Genomic DNA, 19,906 nt, shown 5'->3' on the forward strand with positions numbered 1-19,906 from the left:
GACGTCGGCGGCGTGGACCTACAGGTGATTTCATGTCGGCATGACCGATGAGGGCGGCTACGGCCGGTTCGGGGCGTTGTCCCGTGTTGAGCTGGAACGGTTTTTCTACCTCGATGACGAGGACCGGAAGCTGATCGCTGGTCGGCGTCGTGACTACAACCGGTTGGGGTTCGCCCTTCAGATCGTGACAGTCCGCCAACTCGGAATGTTTTTGGCTGATCCGCTCGATGCGCCCCTGGAGCTGGTCGACTATCTCGCCGAGCAGTTGGGTATCGAGGACTCCTCGTGTGTGAAGCAGTACACCGAGCGGAAGAAAACCAAACTCGAACACGCTTGGGAGATCCAGCGCGAGTACGGCTTGAGTTCCTATGCTGAGGTCGAGGCGGAGTTGGCGGCGTGGGTCGCCGATCAGGCGTGGGTCACCGGCGATGGGCCGAAAGCGATATTCGCCAGTGCGGTCGACTGGTTACGTGAACATCAGGCGCTGCTTCCCGGTCCCCGCACTCTGGTACGTGTGGTGACCGACGGGCGACAGGCCGCTGATCAGCGGTTGTGGAGTCAGCTGACCGATCAACTCACTGCTGGTTCTGCTTCGGCGCTACTGGCGTTGCTCGATGTACCCGAGGGCAAACGTCGTGTCAGCGAACTGGAGCGGCTTCGCCGGGGCGTGTTCCGGACCAGCTCGAAGGGTATGCTCGACGCCCTGGAACGGTTGACCGACCTCATCGGGCTGGGCGGGCAATCACTGGATGTGTCGATGGTTCCGCAGCGTCGAGTGATCGCACTGGCCACCTACGGGCTATCGAGTAAGGCCCCTACATTGCGGCGCATCGAGCCCGCCGCAATCGCCTGGCGGTGCTGGTCGCCACGGTGAAAGTGCTGTCGAACAGGGCAACTGATGACGTGCTCGAGTTGTTCGATCTTTTGATGGTCACGAACCTGATGTCGAAGGCCGAACGTGAGTCACGCGATGAGAAGCTGCGCCGATACCCACGCGTCTCACGTCATGCAGGCAAGCTCTCGGCAGCGGTCAAGATGCTGTTGGAGATGAGTGAGGTCGAGCCGAACCTCAGCGTCAACATGCTGTGGGATCTGATCGAGAACATCGCGACCAAAAGTGAGCTGCGCGCGTCGGTAGCGGTGATCGACGAGTTGGTGCCGGTCGATGACGCGGAACTCGATGGGCAGCGCCTGGAAGAGTTGGCGGGACGCTTGGCCACGGTCCGGGTGTTCCTGCCCCGGCTGATGAACACCGTGACGTTCGGAGCGACCGCGGACGGTGCGGCGGTACTGGCAGCGATGAAGACCCTCGGTGAGCTGATGTCGACGAAGTCGAAACTACCCGCGAGCTGGCTCGATGCCCGCCAGATCGACCATGATCTCATCGGTGGCGGCTGGAAGAGGCTGGTCTATCGCGATCCTCGGCCACCGGAGACGGTCGACCGCGCCGCCTACACCTTGTGCCTACTGGAGCAGTTCCATCGACATCTCAAGTATCGCAACATCTTTGCCCCGCACTCGACGCGATGGCGTGACCCTCGAGCCCAGCTGCTGGTCGGGCAAGCATGGGATCGCTCCCGCGAGGCCGGGATGAACGCGTTGAACCTACCGGGCGATCCGGCACCGCTGCTCGCCGAGCATGCCGCCACGATGGACACTGCCTACCGTGAGGTCGCCGCGAGGTTGGACAGTGACGGTCCGGCGAGCGTCGGCGAGGACGGGCGTCTCCACCTCGCCTCGCTGAAAGCAGAACCGGACCCGCCGTCGCTGGTCGATCTACGTCGCCGGGTCCAGACAATGTTGCCCGAGGTCGACCTGCCCGAGCTGGTCTTGGAAGTCATGTCCTGGGTGCCCCGGTTCACCGAGTCGTTCACCCACGCCTCCGGCAACGGTGCCCGCGTCGCCGATCTCGGATTGTCGGTCGCGGCCGTACTGTGCGCGCACGCGATGAACGTGGGTTTCACACCGGTGACCAGCCCTGGTGTTCACGCGCTGACCCGTGACCGTCTGCACCATGTCGACCAGAACTACGTTCGCGTGGAGACGTTGACTGCGGCCAACGTCGAGCTGGTAGAGGCCCAGTCCGAGATCGAATTGGCGCAGCTGTGGGGTGGTGGGCTACTCGCCTCGGTGGACGGTATGCGGTTCGTGGTTCCGGTCCGCACCATCCACGCGAGACCGAACCCGAAGTACTTCGGCCGTAAGCGCGGGATCACCTGGTTGAACATGCTCAACGACCAGTCCGCCGGGCTGGCGGCCAAGGTCGTGTCCGGGACGCCCCGCGACTCCCTGAACTTCATCGATGTGGTGCAGCTTCAGCAGGGCGGAAAAGCTCCCGACGAGATCGTCACCGACACCGGCTCCTACAGCGACATCGTGTTCGGTCTGATGCACCTGATCGGCAAGAGATACCGGCCGCAGTTAGCGAATCTGCCCGATCAGCGGTTATGGCGGTTCGACCGGTCCGCGGACTACGGGCCACTCAACCAGGCCGCTCGGGTCACATCGACACCGACAAGATCGCCGCGCACTGGGAGGACATGTGCCGAGTTGCAGTGTCGATCAACGAGTGTGAGGTCTCCGCTCACGACGTCACCCGGATGATCTCCCGGACGGGAAACCTACCCCCTTGGGTCAAGCGATCGCCCATTATGGGCGGATCTTCAAAACCCTGCACATCCTGCGCCTGGCCGACGACGAACCGTACCGCAGGGAAGGCAAGATTCAGGCCAATCTCGGAGAAGGGCGTCACGACCTGGCGCGCCGGATCTACCACGGAAAGAAGGGGGAGATGACCCGTACCTACTACGAAGGCATGGAAGATCAACTCTCCGCACTGGGGTTGGTGCTCAACTGCACAGTTCTGTGGAATACGTTATACACCAACCGCGCTCTGGAACAGCTACGCGCGCAGGGCTATCCGGTGCTCGACGCCGACGCGCAGCGACTATCGGCGTTTATCCGCACCCACATCGGTATCGACGGCCACTACGCCTTCCACTTACCAGACCTCGGTGGAACACACCGGCCGCTGCGCGATCCCGATGCCCACGAGAGCGATTGACGGTGCGACTCACTGCGCCGATCACCGCCCTGGCCGACGCGCCGCCGGATCGCTCTCGGCCTGAAAGCGCCGTAGCCCATCGTCGGAGATTCTTGCGTACTCGACAAGGCCTCGCACCGACATCTGACCCGACAGCGTCATCAACACCGGCATCGACGCGCCATCCTCGGCCGCATGCGTCAGCCGTGAATGCCGTAGTTGGTGCAGCGTGTACGGGCCGTCGTCGTAGTGGACGGTGTGGCCTTCGAACATCTCGGCCGCGCGCCGATAAGACAGCCGTGCCCGCCCCGTCGACGAGTCGACATCGCGTGCAGCCACGGACGATCGGGCTTTTCGGGCGGTGAGGAACAGTGGACCGCTCGTGCGGTCGGCCAGCATCCGCGGCAACAGGCGCGCGGTAGCGCTCTGCCACGCGACGAGTGAACCACCCTGGGGCTGGTGGAGACTGTGATCTCACCAGGAGAATGCAGATATGGGTGCACCAAGGAAGTTCGATGCTGAGACGCGGGAGCGGGCAGTTCGGATGTATCGCGACCGGCTCAAGGAGTACGGCGAGCCGAAAGTAACGGCCCGTAAGCACGTCGGGGCTCTGCTCGATATCAACCCGGCGACGATCCGAAACTGGATCGAGAAGAACGATCCGGCCACCGAGGCACACGGGCCCGTCGCAGGAGTTGACCGCGACGAGGAGTTGAAGGCGCTACGGCGTGAGAACTCCGAATTGCGAAGAGCCAACGAGATTCTCAAGACAGCGTCAGCGTTTTTCGCAGCGGCGGAGGTCGACCGCCGACTTCGGTGATCGTCGAGTACATCGACGAATACCGCCACCTTTTCGGGTCGACCCGATCTGCACCGTACTCAAAGAGCACGGCATCAAGATCGCCCCGTCCACCTACTACGCCGCCAAGAAACGCGGCACCGTCTCCGCAGCGGCACTGGAAGAGGCGTACGCCACGAACACCGTTCACGGGTTCTTCGTGGCAAACAGACGCCTCTACGGAGCCAAGAAAATCTGGCATGCAATGAAACGCGCTGGTCACGAGATCGGCCGCGATCAGGTCGCTCGGTTGATGACGATCTGCGGAGCAGAGGGTGTTGTCCGCGGACGCCGGCGTACGGTGACCACCGAACGCGATGATCGTGCCCCTCGACATCCGGATCTGATTGCCCGGCAGTGGGGCGCGCCGACTCAACCGGACCAGTGGTGGGTTGCCGATTTTACTTATTGCTGGACGTTGGTTGGTTTCGTGTACACCTCGTTCGTGGTCGATGTGTTCTCCCGCCGGATTCTCGGGTGGAGGGTCATGACGACGAAGGCGACGCCGCTGGTGTCGGGTGTACTCGAGCAAGCATTGTTCACACGTCGCCGGTCCGACTTCGCGTTCACTGCAACGGGTTTGGTCCATCACTCGGACGCGGTTCCCAGTATACGTCTCTGGCGTTCACCGAGGCGTTGATCGAATCCGGCATCGCTGGATCGATCGGCAGCGTCGGCGACGCGCTCGACAATGCGTTGATGGAATCGACGATCGGGTTGTACAAGACCGAGCTGATCGACCGGCAGAAGTCGTGGAGCGGGCGCAGCGAGGTCGAGCGCGAGACGGCTTCCTGGGTGCATTGGTTCAACACCAGCCGCCTGCACTCCTCGATCGGATACCAACCGCCCATCGACTACGAAAACGAGTACCGTCAACAACGCTCGACAGCCACCTCCGACCGCGACGTGGCTTGAACCAGGTCTCCATCAGATCCAGGGTGGTTCAGAGTTCGCGTGCCCCGCCCTTGCGTGTCACCTCCGCGCAGCGGTTCGCTGTGTCGAGGTCGGGCACATCCAGCATCAACACCTCCTCGGCACGCGCCGCGGATTCGTAGAGCATGTGCCATAACACCTGTTCCCTCTGGGCCGCATCCGATCCCAAGATCTCGGTGACCCGATCCTTGCTCAACGCCCTACTGGTGTCCGGCGGTGCGGGCCGCGTTCGCAACCGCACTAACGGATCGCCGGCCAACCACTGCTGATCGCGCCAATATGCGCACGCCGACCCCAGCGCAGTCAATCGGATGTTAAACGTCTTCGCCGACTTGCCACCCCACACGAAGGTGAACCAGCCACTGACCCGATCCGGCTCCGAGCCCAGCAACGCCACATTCGTATCCGCCCGAAGTCGACCACCAACCGATTCAGCGCCGCCGCGTAGGTTGCGCGGGTGTTCGACACCATAATCGTCGCCAAGTAGATCTGTACTGCATCGGCCAGCCGCACATCACTCGCCGACGTCGACAACCTGTGAACCCGCCCCATGTCATCAACCTCGAACTACTACCGCGCACAGGTTCTCGAGTCGCCCGACTGGGGCGCATCGACCCGTTATCCGATCGCACATAGTATGACACTATGTGCGGTAAATCCTTAGCGCCGGATTGGGCGGGTTTGCTCCTCGACCCCCTGCACCTCGCCGATCAGTCGTTTCTGCCGACCGTGCCCGCGTTCGGACCCGCCATCGTCGTGGCCGCCGTGGTGATGTTCGGTGCGATGCGCGATCGGCGTAAACGGGATGGCCGGACTCTTACGGGGCACGCTGACTCACCTGGCCATGATGGGCGTAACCGTGACAGCGCATAGGACACTCAAGGCATTGACCGCAGTGGCACTGCTCACCGCCGGCTGCGTCGACCCGACACCCTCGGATGCCGCGTCGACTGCGCCGGCCTCCAGCCCTCCTGCGCTCTCCGATGAGCAGTCAGATCTCGCAACTGATCATCGACGTCACCCTCTCAGGCGGAATCGTCACACCGACAAACGCTGATTTGCAGGCAAAGGTAAAGGAACGGCGATGCTGAACGGGCAAACCGATCCCGCCACTTGATCACTGTCGGGCGAGACACTCCCATCTGCCGCGCTGCACCTGAGGTGCCGGCGCCATCAGCGACCGCCAACACGATCCGTACCCGTTCGACATGGCCGGGCGATGCGGTCGAGGACCGCGCCCACGACTCCAACGTCGCACGAACTTCAGGACTGATCACCAACGCAGGTGACGGCATACACCATCATCCCACGCTGTAAACTAATGAATGACGCACGACACTAGCTCAAGCCGACGCTGACGGCCTGCAGCGACTCAGCCAGATGTTGGTGGCCAGGACGTCAAGGGCCCTGACTGTCAGTACAAGCCTCGGGTGATTGCTCTCGGCTTTGGCGTGCGGTCGAGATTACTGGCGGTAGTGCCGTTCGTCGGTCACTTCCAGCGCGCCACTTGGGTTCCTGCCCAGGATGCTGACATGGACGTGCGGGATCTCGCCGGATTGGGCTGTGTCGATGAATTGCATTGCGTGGGTAGTGCATACGGAAACTCCGGCGTTCGTGTAGCAGATATCGATGGCATCGGCCGGTGTGAATCGCCCCCCGAACGGGTCGGCGTTGTTGACCCAGAGTTGCCGGCCCTGCCACCACCGGGCCAGGGCCTGCTCGTGGGCGCCGGCCTGTCCGATGTCGACTCCATACACCTCGATATCGGTGTATTCGGAGTCGGCGAGTTCACGAAAGATCCTCGGCCCCTGCCCATCCCAAGTGAGCGTGCCCTCGACGACGATGTTCTCTTTGCGGATGATGCACAGTCGTCGAATCTGGTCGGCCAGCTTCACCGATTCGAGGTGTACGAGCGCGGCAAGTTCGCGAGGTGCCAGTGCGTGACCGTCGGCAAGAATCACGGCTCGTAGGTGGTCATAGATGCCATCGTCGAGGGCCTGCTCGATGAGGTAGTCCTTGATGATGTCGGCGTCGATCACGCGGTAGTCGCCCAGATCAGGGACGACGGTGCGCAACATCGAGCTTTTTCCCGAACCTGGCGCGCCAGCGGTGACGATCGCTGAGCGGCCATCACGGCGGGGATTCTCGCGGGCGAGATACCTGTCAATGAGGTGTTTGTGCAACTGCGCGCGGCGGACATCGGTGGCGTACCGGTATTCAGTGCATTCGGCGGCCTCCCGATGTAGCGGTCCGCCTGCCACCGATCGGGTGGTGAGCTGTTCGGCTACTGCAGCGCGCAGGTCAGCCTCCGAGGCCACTGCCCATGCTCTTGAGGTGGCGGGCGGCCAGGGCTTGGAACTCGTCGTCGCTGAGCAAGCCTCGGTAAAAGGCCATCTCGATCTCGTCCCAGTCGCCGGTAGCGTAGGCGTCAGTGGCGACACCATCGATACGTACGACACCTCCGAAGGAGTATCTCCAGTTAAGGAGCCTGTCCATCATGTCTTTGGTGTTGATGAGTCCGGCGGCGCGGCGATCGATGATCTCAGCGGGTCTTTCCTCGAGCAGCGCGGGGTCCTCGGTGAGGCGGCGCAGGATGCGCTGGACGGTGGCCTGCGAATGGATGCCCACGATGTCGCTGATCTGCCGCTGCGAGAGCCCCGCATGGTTGGCGGCCTGGTAGATGGCGCGCTCTAGCTCACGCTCATCGATGCGTTGCCGTGCGGCTCTGGCCGTCAGCCGCTGCTGGGCGTCGGCGACGTCAGTCGACATGACCCTCACCTCCCATGATTCATTTTGAATCACATTCGAGTCTACGGTGAGGACACGCTCTGCGCCACGACGGGGCCGACGACAGCCTTCCGCCGGGCCATCGGTGAGCGTTCTGCAGTCGGTACGAGCGCGTCGCACGCGTCGGCGATGGACGCGGCCACGCAGCACTTATGGTGGTTCCACACCTAGAAGGCCGAGGATCCCGATGGAAACGCTCAATGATGAGTTCGCCCAGGCAGTCCGCAATGTCACCGTCCACGGCGAGAAGCGCGACCGGGCGATCGCCGCGCATACCGAAGTCCGCGGTTTGTTGGAAGCCGACCCCGAGTTGAGCGACTGGGGCATCGACACGATCCTCATCGGTTCCTACGCGCGTCAAACTGCACGCTATCCCGGCAAGGACGTCGACGTCTTCCTGCGTTTCACCAACCTCTCGGTGCACCACAGCCCCGAGAAAATCTATAACGCGGTCGAACGGGTCCTCGTCGAGCAGTACGGCCTCAAAGACGAGGATTCGGGGGGGGGGCGCATCACCCGCCAGTCACGGTCGCTGAAAATCGACTTTCCTGATCCTGAGGAGCACTTCAGCGACACCTCTTTCGCGATCGATGCGGTCCCGGCGGTGCCATGGCAGGGCCATTGGGCGATCCCCAACCGCGACCGCGATAAGTGGGACAACGATGACAAGCGATGGATCAAGACCGACCCGGTGCAGTTCGCGGCCGACACCAACACCTTGGCCACCGCGTCCTGGAGTCCTATCGTCGGCACGACGAACGCCTACCGGCCGATTGTTCGGCTGCTGCGTCAGGTGCGCCACGTCCACCTCGGCGGGCAACGGCCTGGTGGCCTGTTCGTCGAAATCGCGGCCTACTACGTGTGGAACGACCAGCTCGTTACCGGGACCTCCTGGGCGGAGTTGCTCGCCTCGACGCTGGAGCAGGTGTCGGCTCGGCTGAACGACAGTGCCGAAGACGGGTTGCGCGATCCCGTGCTCGGCACGCCGCTGAAACCTGCACTCGAATACTGGCAGTGGACCTCAGCAGCCCAAACCTTTGACCGTCTCGCCACTGAAGCTCGGGACGCGCTGGCCGCTGAGCGATGCCGAGCAGCCAAGATCTGGCGCGACATCCTCGGCACTAACGAGCGTGGCCACGTCCTGCTCCTGCCCGATGGCTGCGACGCGGCCGGTTTTCCGGTCGGGTCAGTCACCGCCGTGTCTGCGGTGGGAAGCAACCAGCCGCGCGGCTTCGCCCTGCCCGACGGCACCTGCGTCGGTCGCAACTGAGCAGCGTTGGACACCTACGATGATGCCGCGTACGACCGGTTCCGCTCGGAACTGGTCAATGCCGGCTTCTCGCCGGTCCACGACGACGACCTGCCGCGCTGGACAGGACCGATCAGGGCAAGTCTGCGCTCTCTGACCGACGCCACCCGCATGCAGATTCGGTTCTATCCGGGTTGGCCGCTGCGCTACGCGCACGTATTCGTTGCGGGACTCAAAACCGAACACGACGCCCAGGGCACCATCTGCCTCTGGGCCGAGGACGACCCCGCCCAGATCGATGGGCGCGAGCTCAATGCACTGTGGGACCGGCTCGATCAGTGGGCTGCGGCTGCCCGGCAGGGCTTCGCCCCTGTAGACCGAGCCCTCGACGCCTACCGCCTCTACGTTGACCAGAACACCTTCGCCGCGGAACTACCACTGCGTGAGTTGATTGACGGCGGATCCGACGGCTACGCCGCCGAACTGTTCGCCACCGTGCAAGGCGAAGCCCTGCTCATCGACCACGGCAATCCGCCGGATCCGCGCACGATCGGCAAGGCCGTCCTCCACGGCGCGTTCTATCTGCGCGCCGACGTCGACGTTCCGCCTCGCACCTTCGACGATGTCCGCGCGGCGCTGTCCCGCCATCAACGCAGGCACCTTGACCGAGGATTGGCCCGCCGATCCGCTGTGTCCTTGAACGAGCCCAGCGGCGGGCACGATTTCGTTGTGTTGGCCTGGCCCCGCCACGACGACGACCACGATGCGGTCGTGCTCGGTTTCGCCGGCACCCACGACACCCTGCAGGCGTCGGTGATGGCGCCGACCTCCAACGACATTGCGTCCCTTCGGCGACGTGCCGGACCCGACGCGGACCTGCTCGCGGACAAGACGGTCTTGCTCGCCGGCGTCGGCTCCGTCGGCGGCCACGTAGCAGTCGCCATCGCCTCCAGCGGTGTGGGCACCCTCCATCTCTGGGACAGCGACCGCCTCACCAGCGTCAACCTCGTGCGCCACGTCTGCAGCCGCCAGCACGTCGGCTACAAAAAAACCCACGCCGTGGGTCACGTCGTCACACAGCACGCCCCGTGGTGCGCAGTGACCCATCACGACGACCTGCCTTACGGCCCACACGAGTTGCAAGCCGCCATCGAAGGCGCCGATCTGGTCATCGACTGCACCGGAATCTTCTCGATCACCGCCGCGCTCGCGGAAACCTGCCGTCGAAGCACGGTGCCCCTCATCAACGGCGCCCTGTATCACCACGGTGCGCTCGCGCGCGTACAGCGGCAAGCCGACGGCGACACCCTGATCGCGGCACGTCAATCGGACGCGAAGTACCTTCCTCTACCGGCGGAGGACCAAAGCCCCGCCACTGCCGGCTTCCTGGAACTGGGCTGCACTGCCCCGGTGAACAACGCCCCACCGATCGCGGTGCTCTCGATCGCCGCCGACATCGCCTGCGCAGCAGTGGATCTGCTCACCGATCGATGCGAACGTCCCGATGAGCGCATCACCGTGCTCCGCACCATGGGCCCCCCATTCGATCGCAGGGGCACCCTGGACCCCCACCTCTCCGTGGATGTGTGACGTGCGTGCCGAGCTTCTTATCGCCGAGACAGCTCTGTCGACGATGACGATCGCCGCCGCTCGGACCCATCCCTGCGAAACCGGTGGCATCCTGGTCGGTGTCTACCTCGACGGACACCCCTGGGTCACCAGGGCCATCGAAATCCAGACCAGCGACCGGGGCCGCTCGCACTACCGCATCCCCGCCGGAGCCACCCAGACCGCCGTTCTCGACGCACGAGCGTTCGATCGGCGGCTGGGCTATCTCGGGGACTGGCACACCCATCCCCAGGATGTCGGTCCCAGCCGGACCGACATGGCGACGCTGGGTGTCATCTCGATGAAGCATCCCCGGCAGCCCAACCCCACCCAGATCGTGGTCCGCAGAACCAATCACGGATACGTGCTCGACGCCCGCCGCATCGTCGCGCTCACCCCGCGCGTCTGCACCATCCGGTTGACCGGCGGCCTCCCCACGGCCGCACCACAGATCGACGATCCCCACGACCGCGGCGATCCGCGGTGAGTCCCCCACGCCCTGGCCCGCAGCATCTCACCCCTAGGAGCGTGACCGTGACCGGCATGCAACTTCCCAGCGCAACCGGCGTCAGGATCGCCGGCGACGACTACCAGTGGTTGCACGCATGGCGGGTGTGTATGGAAGCCCTGCACCAGGACTCGACGGCATACGCGGGCAATCCCACGATCGCCGTCGGCGTCGAGGAACCCGGTGTCGGCAACGGCGACGACGTCGTCCGACACCGCCGACAACCACCACATGCGTACATGCAAGTCAAGTACGCCGTCGACCACCGCACCCCGGTGGGCCTGACCTATCTGGACGACAAGGGCATCCTTAAGAAGATGGTCGCCACGCACACGACGTTGACTACCGAAAGCGTCCTCGTCGAGATGCGCCTGGTCACCAACCGCACCATCGACCCTCACGACCTGCTGCTGCGTGACCGCGATGGCCGTGACGGACGACTGGTTCCACGCGCAGCTCAAGGAACGCCGGGATCCGAACGGGGCCAGGCCCGCACGGCGTGGGCTCAGACAGCAGACACCGACGAGCCGACGCTGATGCGCTTTCTCAACGATTTCTACCTCGACGTCGCCTACGACGTGCAGCGGTTGCGCCACGAGATCAGCCTGTTGATGACCGCCAACGGACTCAGGTCAGACGACAACGCGGTCGATCAGGGTGCGGGCTGGATCGCCGCGCAGGTCCGTGCCGGACACCGCCGGCTGAGCCTCGATGACATCAAGGACGCGGTGACCTCCCTGAATCTACGCGCGGGCTCCCCGTGGACCACCGTCTCCATCGCGACCATCAAACATGACCCGCTCGCCGACCAGGCCGCAGTCAGCATCGATTGGGTCGAGCGCATCGCCGGCGACAAGGACTGGACCCGGGTGGCCCCAGCGCCGCCGCATACGTGGGACGAGTTGGCCGCCGACGTCGCCACGCTGCCGCCCGGACTAGGTGGTGCGCGCCGCATCCTCGTCGGTGGCCACTTGCGGCAGGCCACCGGTTTTCTCGTGGGCGCCGAACTCCGTCGGGTCCTGGGGTACGAGGTCGGCATCCGCCAGGGCGACCAACTCTGGAGTAGTGAAGAAGCCACTCAGACCTACCCGCTGGACGTGGCGGAGCAGACCGTCGGCTCCGGCGCGGGCACCGCGCTCATCGTTAACGTCGCCGCCGACGCCGCATCCGCCGCCATCGAATGGATACAACAATCGGAACTGCCGGTGGGGACCATCGTGACGGCCACACCGTCGGCCGGAACGGGCCCACGGGCGGTGCCCACACCAGCTACCGCCAACAGCCTCGCTGTCGCGGTGCGCGACCTCGCCCGCCGCCACGCCAGCACGGGACCGCTGCATCTGTTCCTCATCGGTCCACTCGGATTGGCAGTCCTGATGGGACATCACTGGAACCGCGTCGCCATCACACACGTCTATGAGCACCTCGGCGGACCGGACTACGTGCACGCATTCACCGTCGACGCCTAGCCGTGCACGCGGCACTGCGTGACCCCTCTCGCCGTGCGGGCTTCCCGCGCTGGACGGGCTCAGGTTGTGTTCTGCTACTGCTGGCCCTTCTTCGCCTTGTCCGGCGCCCGCAGCAGCGGCAGGGCGTGACGCAGCATCGGGGAAGATGCCCAGCACGCGCACGCGCAGACGTCCGCGAGCGTCGTCGAGGACGTCCACTGTGTCACCGTCAACTACGCGCAGCACCGTCGCCGTGGCCGCCGCCGCCTCAACCGGAGCGGCGCACGCCGAGGCGGGGGCCGCCGCCACAGCGGCGGCCAATGTCAGCGCAGTCACCAAAACGTGTTCTCATGTATCCATTTTCATGCCCACATCGAAACCCGCCTGCACGAATTTCGATTACACGTCACGGCTCGGCGAGTTCGGCGATCAACGCTTCCACCCGCGCAGCGCTTCCTGGGTCCATCGGCTTGCCCGTTTCGGCAGACTCCACCAGCTCCGCCGAGAGCCCGCCCACCGCGGCCGCCTCACCGGCGCTTAAGTTCGCCCGGCGCCGTGCGGCGTAGAGCCGCTGGCCCAGTGAGGCGTCCGGATGGGCCGCGGCCTTGAGCATGAGTTCGTCATAGCGGCGGCGAATGAGCCCCAGAGACTTGACCACCTCAGCTGGCGAGCCCTGGCTGTGGCGCATCGCCCGCGCGGCAAGAGCCTCTAGCTTGCGCAGGTCAGCCAGGATCGTCGACGCGCGTTTTGCGAAGTCGGGTGACGAGGCCGGGGGCAGATCGTCGATCGCAGTGTCGAAGCGGGCTAGGGCCAACTTGAGCGCATCCACCACCAGCACAGCGCTCTCGGACCCATCCGGCGGCGGGGCGGCCACTTCATCAGCTGTGCTCCCGGCCCGGATGCGCGCTATCGTTCCCGCCGGCCACTGCAAAAGTTCTTCCAGGGTGTGCCTGGTGCGCTCCCTGGGCCAGGACCGGCCCTTTTCGAAGTGGATCAGCGCCGGGGCGGTGATGACTTTCTGGCGTGCCAGCTCGCGCTGGGAAATCCCCAATTCACGTCGGCGAGCTGCGGCAGCGGCACCCGCGCGGGCAATCCCGTCGTCTGTGTCGCCTTCCTCCACCGCGTCAGTGTAACCAGCGGTTATCACGGTTTCCGAACATCACGAGGCACATATTGGCCCGATTCCAGTGAAGTACGCGCTAACGCTGCTCGGCTGCGATGGGCGGTCCAGGGCGCAAAACTTCATCGTTGAAATTTATCGGTAGATAGTGCACTGCTAAAGCTAGGTGCTAAAGTTCGGGTGATTCGATAGCTCAGTGGGAGGAGCGACGGTGACAGTGACACTGGAACGACCAACGGTGCGCGACAGCACCCTGCCATGCATTTCCGATCCGGATCGGTGGGCCGCCGGCGGCGAAGATCCGGAGTTGAAAGCACTATGCCGTGGCTGCCCGCGCCGCTGGCAATGCGCCAAAGATGCCCTCGACACCCCCGGCGCCGAAGGCATGTGGTCAGGGGTCAACCTCCCCAAAGAGGGCCGAGGCCGCAAATTCGCGCTGCGCCAACTTCGATCACTAGCCGCCCATGGCGGATTCAACGTCGCAGACGAGGCCGGCGCAGACGACTAACGCTGGCGGCGACATGGGAAACCCACAACGACTACGAAATGCGCTGTGCGCAAACATTGTCCGATCTGGACACGCGGCTGTACCGATGAGCACGGCCCAGTTTTGTCGGACACTTCCTGACCTACCCCGGGACGGTAACGGCGCCGATCGAACATGTGTAAGGACCGATATCGCTTCATCGTCCGACGAGTCAACACCTCATGATCAGCCGTGGCACTTCTTCTCAATGGTGTTGCGGGGCAGATTTCGAGGAGTCAGTCGGCCCGGCCGTTGGCGCACACCAGGACAGGTGGCGTTTCGGCGCGCTACCCATACCCATCGCGTCGTGCTCGCGGCCGATGAGCGTGGATGCGAGAGTCCCTGCACCACCTTGGTCGTCACCGGTCCGTGGCTGCGGCCGTGGGGATTCTGGTGTGACCGGGAACGATTCGTCCCCCGGCAAGATTTCGGAGACGGCGGATGCGGTGACCTCCGATGACCGAGATCGCTCGACGCCGTCTGCACACGCACTCCTCGACGTCCGGCCCGGCCCGCGTTGGCTCCGTCGGTCGATCGCCAGTTTGGCGCGGTGTTCGTCACCCCTTTGAGCGCTCGCGAATATCTCATGCTCAGCGACCCGGACGTGCGCCGGCGGCGGCTGGGTACTGCTCGACGACCGCCGCACCATAGTGGGGTATCACCGGCACCAGCTCTACCCTGCGCTCGATACTGACCGCAGTAGTCACACAACCGCTTCCGCAGCATTCATCCCCGACGTCGAGCAGCGTGAGCGGCTCGCTGCGGCCGGGTGGAACGTCCGCCCAGGCGGTGACACCGCACTGCTGGTCCCCTACCTGGGCAGCACCCCTCGTCCATGGGAGCAAACAGCATGATTATCAGTCATCCGCTGGCCGGTCCCGCACCACGTCGTACGCTGTGGGGCCGCGTTCAATCTGGGTAGTGACCAGCGTGTCTGACCGGATAATCCGCCACGTCATGCCAAACTCGTCGGCACACGACCATCAGGAGGCACATCAACCCCACGCAGCCGAGCTCGTCACAGTACGGCCCAGAATGCAGAAAACCCCGCCGAAGCGGGGCCATCTGATTTCCCGGACGGGAGCCTCACCTCTCATCCGGAAGGCCGCCACAACGAAACATGTCACACCCCGTGTAGCTGCCACCTTTGCAGGTGGCTTCAGGATAGAGGACGCCCTCGTGAGCCGCAATAGTCCAAGATACTGGCCCACAGCCAGGACCCACTCCGCACCAACCCACTCGACGGCCGCGTCATACCCACCCCCCACGATGAGTGCGCCGCCTCCCCCAGCGGCGGTCTGGAAGGCACTCGCGCGGCGGCTCTCGCAGCCCGGCCGCGACAGAATGAAGGTCTTCGATCCGGAGACCAAGGAGTACGCCAAGACGCGGCGGATCAGCGATAGGCTGCCCCCCTTCATGGCCGCCGTCTATCTGTACAAGAACCGCCGTACCACCCTGCTCGCGCTGGACTTCGACAGCAAGACCCACGGCCGAGATCAAGTCGACGCCGACTTCGCCCGCACCCTGGAATGGCTCACCGCCTGCGGAGCCCGCGTTGTCACCGACAGATCCACCAACGGCGGCCGTCACATCCTGGTTCCCCTTGCGATCGGCACGACCGCCAGCTTCGACGAGATCCAACCGTTATTGCGTCAGCTGCAAGCGCGCCTGCCCAGCTTCGACCCCAAACCGATGCAGAACCCGAAGGAGGGCTGCATCTCGGTCCCTAGCACCCCTTGTGCCGGGGGCGGCCACCGGATCCTTGACGGATCGCTCGTCGACGCCATCAACGCCCTCACAGAACGCAGCGAACCCACCCTTCTGCCGGCGCTCTACGCCTTACTCGGAACACTGCCAAGCACCCCGACGTCGTCGACCCACACCTCCCGCCACGCCGAGGGCACCTCCCGCCACGCCGAGGGCACCTCCCGCCACGCCGAGGGCACCTCCCGCCACGCCGAGGGCACCACCGGCCGCGGTGAGCACGAACGGATGACCGAGGGCGCCCGCTGGACGAAGCCCATGCCCCTTGACGTCGCCGCATTCCTCTCCAGCGGCGTGCTCACCCGCACGACGTGGCGCAGTCAGTCCGAGGCCCGCATGTCAGCGGTCCTCAATGCCGTCCTTCGCGGCCATAGCCACGCCGAGATCCGCGCCCAGAGCTTTCCCGGCCAGCAATGGAGCGGGCTAGGCGAGTCCTACCGCACCAAACACGGACCCAACGCCGACGCGCAACTCGCTCGCGACGTCCGCAAAGCCTTGCGGTACGCCTCCACACTGCCCGCGAAAACGAATCCGTCCGCACACAGGTACAGATACTCACAGTCGGGGGGCTCTCCCGCAGACAGCCCGCAGTCGCGCTGGCTAGCTGTACTGACCTGAGAGGTTAGGTACGCGGCTGGCGGGTGGTTGGCCGCCGAGTGCGGTGTGGCCGCGGTGGTGATTGTAGGTGTGCAGCCAGCGGGGATATTCGGCGCAGCGTTCGGCGTCGCTGGTGTAGAGACGCGCGTAGGCCCACTCGTCAGCCAGAGTGCGGTGGAAACGCTCCACTTTGCCGTTAGTCTGCGGTCGATACGGCCGAGTGCGGCGATGCTCGATGCCGCCCAGTGCCTCGCCGAATGCGTGTGATCGGTAGCAGGAACCGTTGTCGGTCAATACTTTTCGTACGGTGATGCCGTGCCGGGTGAACCAGGCGTTGGCTCGCAGCCAGAAAGCGGCGGCGGTGTCCTTGCGCTCATCAGAGAGCAGCTCGGAGTAGGCCAAACGCGAATGCGCGTCGATCGCGCTGTGCAGGAAGTGATAGCCGCGCACTGGATTGTGGTGCTTGGTCTGCTGCCCGAACTCTTATCGGCTTGTTTGTTGCGTTTGCCGACTGACTTTCCCAGCATCCGCCAGCCGCCGCCGGCGGGGATCTTGCCCAGTTTCTTGACGTCAACGTGGACCATGTCGCCGCAGGCAGCCGATTCCATCCGGCGGATGACCCGTCCGTGGGGCGGTCGAGCCAACGCAATTTGGCCAGGCCGTAACGAGTCAAGACCCGGTGCACCGTGGAAACGTTGAGTCCTAACAGGTATGCGATGCGTGCAGGTCCCCAGCGACGCAGTACGCGAACTTTGATGATCCGCCGCTCGATACGAGTGGGCGTGCGGTTGGGGCTGTGGCGTGGGCGTGAGCTGCGGTCGACCATGCCGGCCTCACCCTGCTCGCGGTAGCGGCCTGCCCAGCGTGCCGCTGTGGTAACCGCGACCTGGAATCGCTCGGCCGCGCGGCGCAGCGACCAGCCGTCATCGACGACACAACGGGCCAAGCGCAGACGACCAGTTTCTGACAGCGGGGCATTACGGTGTGACACGAAGACCTCCGAGAGGGTTGGTGCGTTCCTAGACAGCTCGCACTTCACTCGGAGGTCTTCTTCATGTCACCACGCCACGCCGTACCTAACGTCCGTGGTCAGTACAGCTAGCCCACGCACTCGCCTGGGCGGACAGAGAGTTCCAGGGAAGGCCGGCGCGATGGACGGTGCGTGATGTGCTTCAGTCCCTCGCGGTCAAGGCTGCAGTCGCCGGTGAGGTCCGTTCAGGTACTCCCATCGTCGGGGTCGGTGGTCGAGGACTGTCACTGTCGGCTGGGTTGATGCCGGCTACGACGGTATTCGAGGTCCTCCGGCGGATCAGGGACATGGTGGGGTCGCCGATCGTTCTCGTCCGACCCAGGGTGGGACGAGAACCCGATTACTATGCGCTGACGACCGGGGGTCCGGACCACATAACTCCGATCCCGCTCGAGCGTGTTCGTGTCCAAGACGTACACCCAGCGTGGAGCGTCATCGGCCGCCAGCACCGGGCGGTCTTCGAGCTGATGACCTACACGGGGCTCACATCGCCGGCCGACATCTACGCCGGGGCCCGGTTGAGCGCACGCGCCGGACAACTGACGCTGTCGACGCTCGCAACGTTTGGGCTTGTCTCCCGTTCGGGGCGGACGGTGGCGCTGGGCACGGTGACCCTCGACGACGTCGCCGCCGCCCACCACCTCGACGACGTGCAGGCTGACCGCATCGCGCGATACCGGCGAGAACGGGCCGCCTGGCACGATTGGCTGGCCTTACAGGACAAGCTGAAGGGAATCATCCCGGCGACCGGTGAATGGCGTGAAATCGCCGTTGAGGAGCCGGTTCCGGGAGAGAATGCGGAGTACCTGGCCGCAGTCCTGGCGCACGGGCCACCTCCGATTGACGAGGAAGCCGCGGCCATCGCACTCGTCACAGAGGTGATGGGCGCGCGCATCTTGGTCGGCGCCGGCACCTAGACAGATAGGCCGGGTGAAACGGCTCGTCGACGGCCAGTGCTATCCGATCACGGCCAAGGGCTTGCGGCGATCGGCCGCCGCGTCCTCCAGAGTCTTGGTCACGACCGGATGATGCACTCCGGTGTGCTCGGCGATAACCGCTTTGCGGGGTTCCCTCTCAGCCGCAGAGAGGATTGCGATCACCGTCTCGACCGGCTTGCGCACCGCACCGGCAGCCACGATCTGCTCGGCCAGTTCCCGCGTTCCCGCAGCGACGGTTGGTGTTGACCGGGGGGCGTCGGTCACACAGGCAGGGGCCAGCCCATCTGTTCCGAGATCCACGGCAGGCGACGGTGATTCAGTTTTGACTGACTCATTCCCGAGCATCGGTTCGGCGGTTACGACGGGCGTCGTAATGGCTGCGACGGCGGGTTGGGTTTCCACCGAGTCAGATACCGTGGGGTTGGCCGCCGGGGCAGCGCCGATGACCGCGCCAGGCCACGGCCGCCTTCACCTCGGCGTCCGCGGCCACCGGTGTCACCTCGGCCTCGGAACGCACGCTGCAGGTCGATGCCTGGCATCGTCGTCCGTGCGGGCCGCCAGTGGCGCAGTGAGCACCAGCCCTCGTGTAGCACCGAAGACCGATAGATCGATGACGAATGGCGCCACCCATGCCATCTGTTCCGGCACACCCGTCTCGGTGGTGAAGCCAAAGATGCTGAACGCCGACCACCCGAACGCACCGACGGTGAACGAACGTCAGCAGCCTGTCGCGCTCTTCGCTACCAAGCACCCGTCCCAGGGTCGGCAACCCGTGAATGGCGAGCATCAACGACGCCGGTGGAGCAGCAGCCCACCCGATTGCCACTCCCCTACTCGCAGCCGTCTCGACGGTTAACCAGGCGTGCCCGACATTGCCTCCCACAGAAAGCGTGGTGGCCACTGTCAGCAGAGGGCACAAGAAGCGGCGATCCGCACGCATCGTCGACCACGCCGCTGCGTGGTCGTTAGTCGTTGACGGTGTGGATCGCACTACTCGTATCCCCTTGTCAGATAGGCCGTCTCAATAAGGCCCACGTGGCGGTTTCGGAGGCGCTGGAGGTATGAAGGTGCCGGACACAGACGATGCGGAGTGAGCCGTCCACACCTGTCTCAAGCCTATGGCCGTCAAAGTGATGGTCCATGCTCTGTTTTCATGGGGTTGACCTCTCGGCAGCCGGGTTCGTCGCCGCCGAGGTGTGTGGCGAAAAGTCGGTGCACGCCGCTACCGTGGAGGACATGTCAGACATGTCCCGATGAGTCAGGCACCGGAGTGTCATCCCCGCGCCACCCGGACTGACTGGTGTCGGACTCGGCTGGCAACGCGCTGCCCATTGTCGCGCTGCAGATCACCGAACGAGAAGGTGAGGAGGCTGAGGTAGTGCCGCTCTTCATGAACCTCGACGGTTCAGTAGCTCGACTGTGGAGCGCCGACCTCAGAGTTCAACTCTCGGCCACGTGGACTCCTACGCCCAAGGCTGACGTGCCCTAGATTCCTCTAAATGACCGACGCCGAGCAT

The 19,906-nt window shown here is 64.5% G+C and carries 16 protein-coding genes, 4 pseudogenes and 1 other annotated feature; of the genes and pseudogenes, 11 read left to right on the top strand and 9 right to left on the bottom strand.

Annotated features, from left to right (window positions below; genetic code table 11):
* Positions 1-40 precede the first annotated feature (40 nt).
* Together BTO20_RS40140 and BTO20_RS40145 are read left to right on the top strand one after the other, a co-directional pair.
* Positions 41-874, top strand: a complete 834-nt coding sequence (locus tag BTO20_RS40140; protein ID WP_232490991.1) for a DUF4158 domain-containing protein — start codon at positions 41-43, stop codon at positions 872-874.
* A gap of 965 nt (positions 875-1,839) precedes the next feature.
* Positions 1,840-3,064: pseudogene (locus BTO20_RS40145) on the top strand (transposase).
* A gap of 21 nt (positions 3,065-3,085) precedes the next feature.
* Here BTO20_RS40145 and BTO20_RS00515 read toward each other — a convergent pair.
* A complete protein-coding gene (locus BTO20_RS00515) occupies positions 3,086-3,382 on the bottom strand; it encodes a hypothetical protein (RefSeq protein ID WP_232490984.1) in 297 nt (98 codons plus the stop codon).
* A 154-nt stretch (positions 3,383-3,536) separates the two neighbouring features.
* Between BTO20_RS00515 and BTO20_RS00520 the strand changes: the two are divergent.
* Positions 3,537-4,796 (top strand): annotated as a pseudogene (locus tag BTO20_RS00520) (IS3-like element ISRru1 family transposase).
* Positions 3,821-3,951: a sequence feature (AL1L pseudoknot), on the top strand. Its footprint overlaps the pseudogene before it by 131 nt.
* A gap of 28 nt (positions 4,797-4,824) precedes the next feature.
* Here the strand turns inward: BTO20_RS00520 and BTO20_RS00525 are convergent.
* From BTO20_RS00525 to BTO20_RS00545, 4 genes and pseudogenes are all read right to left on the bottom strand, one after another.
* Positions 4,825-5,211 (bottom strand): hypothetical protein, encoded by a 387-nt coding sequence (locus BTO20_RS00525; RefSeq protein ID WP_232490992.1) that lies wholly within the window; start codon positions 5,209-5,211, stop codon positions 4,825-4,827.
* 697 nt (positions 5,212-5,908) lie between these two features.
* A pseudogene (locus tag BTO20_RS00535) lies at positions 5,909-6,109 on the bottom strand (helix-turn-helix domain-containing protein); the annotation flags it as partial.
* A 168-nt stretch (positions 6,110-6,277) separates the two neighbouring features.
* Positions 6,278-7,132: a zeta toxin family protein gene (locus BTO20_RS00540; protein ID WP_087072483.1), complete on the bottom strand. Its 855-nt coding sequence runs from the start codon at positions 7,130-7,132 to the stop codon at positions 6,278-6,280.
* The gene (locus tag BTO20_RS00545) at positions 7,116-7,583 is read right to left on the bottom strand and encodes a winged helix-turn-helix domain-containing protein (protein ID WP_087081397.1); all 468 of its coding nucleotides are present in this window, start codon (positions 7,581-7,583) and stop codon (positions 7,116-7,118) included. Before BTO20_RS00545 ends, BTO20_RS00540 begins: the two co-directional genes overlap by 17 nt.
* 205 nt (positions 7,584-7,788) lie before the next feature.
* Between BTO20_RS00545 and BTO20_RS00550 the strand changes: the two genes are divergently transcribed.
* From BTO20_RS00550 to BTO20_RS00565, 4 genes are read left to right on the top strand one after another with little or no spacing between them, the layout of a single operon-like run.
* Positions 7,789-8,871, top strand: a complete 1,083-nt coding sequence (locus tag BTO20_RS00550; RefSeq protein ID WP_087072485.1) for a nucleotidyltransferase domain-containing protein — start codon at positions 7,789-7,791, stop codon at positions 8,869-8,871.
* Between the two features lie 6 nt (positions 8,872-8,877).
* Entirely contained in the window at positions 8,878-10,440 is a 1,563-nt protein-coding gene (locus tag BTO20_RS00555) for a HesA/MoeB/ThiF family protein (protein WP_087072487.1), read from the top strand.
* A gap of 1 nt (position 10,441) precedes the next feature.
* A complete protein-coding gene (locus tag BTO20_RS00560; protein ID WP_157680092.1) occupies positions 10,442-10,945 on the top strand; it encodes a Mov34/MPN/PAD-1 family protein in 504 nt (167 codons plus the stop codon).
* Positions 10,946-11,001: 56 nt separating this feature from the next.
* Positions 11,002-12,435, top strand: a complete 1,434-nt coding sequence (locus tag BTO20_RS00565) for an SAVED domain-containing protein (protein ID WP_232491310.1) — start codon at positions 11,002-11,004, stop codon at positions 12,433-12,435.
* Between the two features lie 74 nt (positions 12,436-12,509).
* Here the strand turns inward: BTO20_RS00565 and BTO20_RS39090 are convergent, their stop codons facing one another.
* Positions 12,510-12,647, bottom strand: a complete 138-nt coding sequence (locus BTO20_RS39090) for a hypothetical protein (RefSeq protein ID WP_157680094.1) — start codon at positions 12,645-12,647, stop codon at positions 12,510-12,512.
* 173 nt (positions 12,648-12,820) lie between these two features.
* Positions 12,821-13,534 (bottom strand): transcriptional regulator, encoded by a 714-nt coding sequence (locus BTO20_RS00575; RefSeq protein ID WP_087072491.1) that lies wholly within the window; start codon positions 13,532-13,534, stop codon positions 12,821-12,823.
* Between the two features lie 211 nt (positions 13,535-13,745).
* Between BTO20_RS00575 and BTO20_RS00580 the strand changes: the two genes are divergently transcribed.
* A complete protein-coding gene (locus tag BTO20_RS00580; protein ID WP_087072493.1) occupies positions 13,746-14,042 on the top strand; it encodes a WhiB family transcriptional regulator in 297 nt (98 codons plus the stop codon).
* Between the two features lie 1,287 nt (positions 14,043-15,329).
* A complete protein-coding gene (locus tag BTO20_RS00585) occupies positions 15,330-16,442 on the top strand; it encodes a hypothetical protein (protein ID WP_157680096.1) in 1,113 nt (370 codons plus the stop codon).
* On the opposite strand, the pseudogene BTO20_RS00590 reads toward BTO20_RS00585, so the two are convergent.
* Positions 16,425-17,412, bottom strand: a pseudogene (locus BTO20_RS00590) (IS481 family transposase). The gene BTO20_RS00585 and the pseudogene BTO20_RS00590 sit on opposite strands and share 18 nt — an antisense overlap.
* Positions 17,413-17,918: 506 nt before the next feature.
* Here BTO20_RS00590 and BTO20_RS00595 point away from each other — a divergent pair.
* Positions 17,919-18,368, top strand: coding sequence for a hypothetical protein (locus BTO20_RS00595; RefSeq protein WP_157680098.1), 450 nt, complete (start codon positions 17,919-17,921; stop codon positions 18,366-18,368).
* A 39-nt stretch (positions 18,369-18,407) separates the two neighbouring features.
* Here BTO20_RS00595 and BTO20_RS40150 read toward each other — a convergent pair whose 3' ends face one another.
* A complete protein-coding gene (locus BTO20_RS40150; protein WP_232490993.1) occupies positions 18,408-18,653 on the bottom strand; it encodes a hypothetical protein in 246 nt (81 codons plus the stop codon).
* A 1,036-nt stretch (positions 18,654-19,689) separates the two neighbouring features.
* Here BTO20_RS40150 and BTO20_RS00605 point away from each other — a divergent pair.
* Positions 19,690-19,878: a hypothetical protein gene (locus BTO20_RS00605; protein WP_087072498.1), complete on the top strand. Its 189-nt coding sequence runs from the start codon at positions 19,690-19,692 to the stop codon at positions 19,876-19,878.
* The last annotated feature ends 28 nt before the right edge of the window (positions 19,879-19,906 follow it).

Source organism: Mycobacterium dioxanotrophicus, assembly GCF_002157835.1.
Taxonomy (GTDB): Bacteria; Actinomycetota; Actinomycetes; order Mycobacteriales; family Mycobacteriaceae; genus Mycobacterium; species Mycobacterium dioxanotrophicus.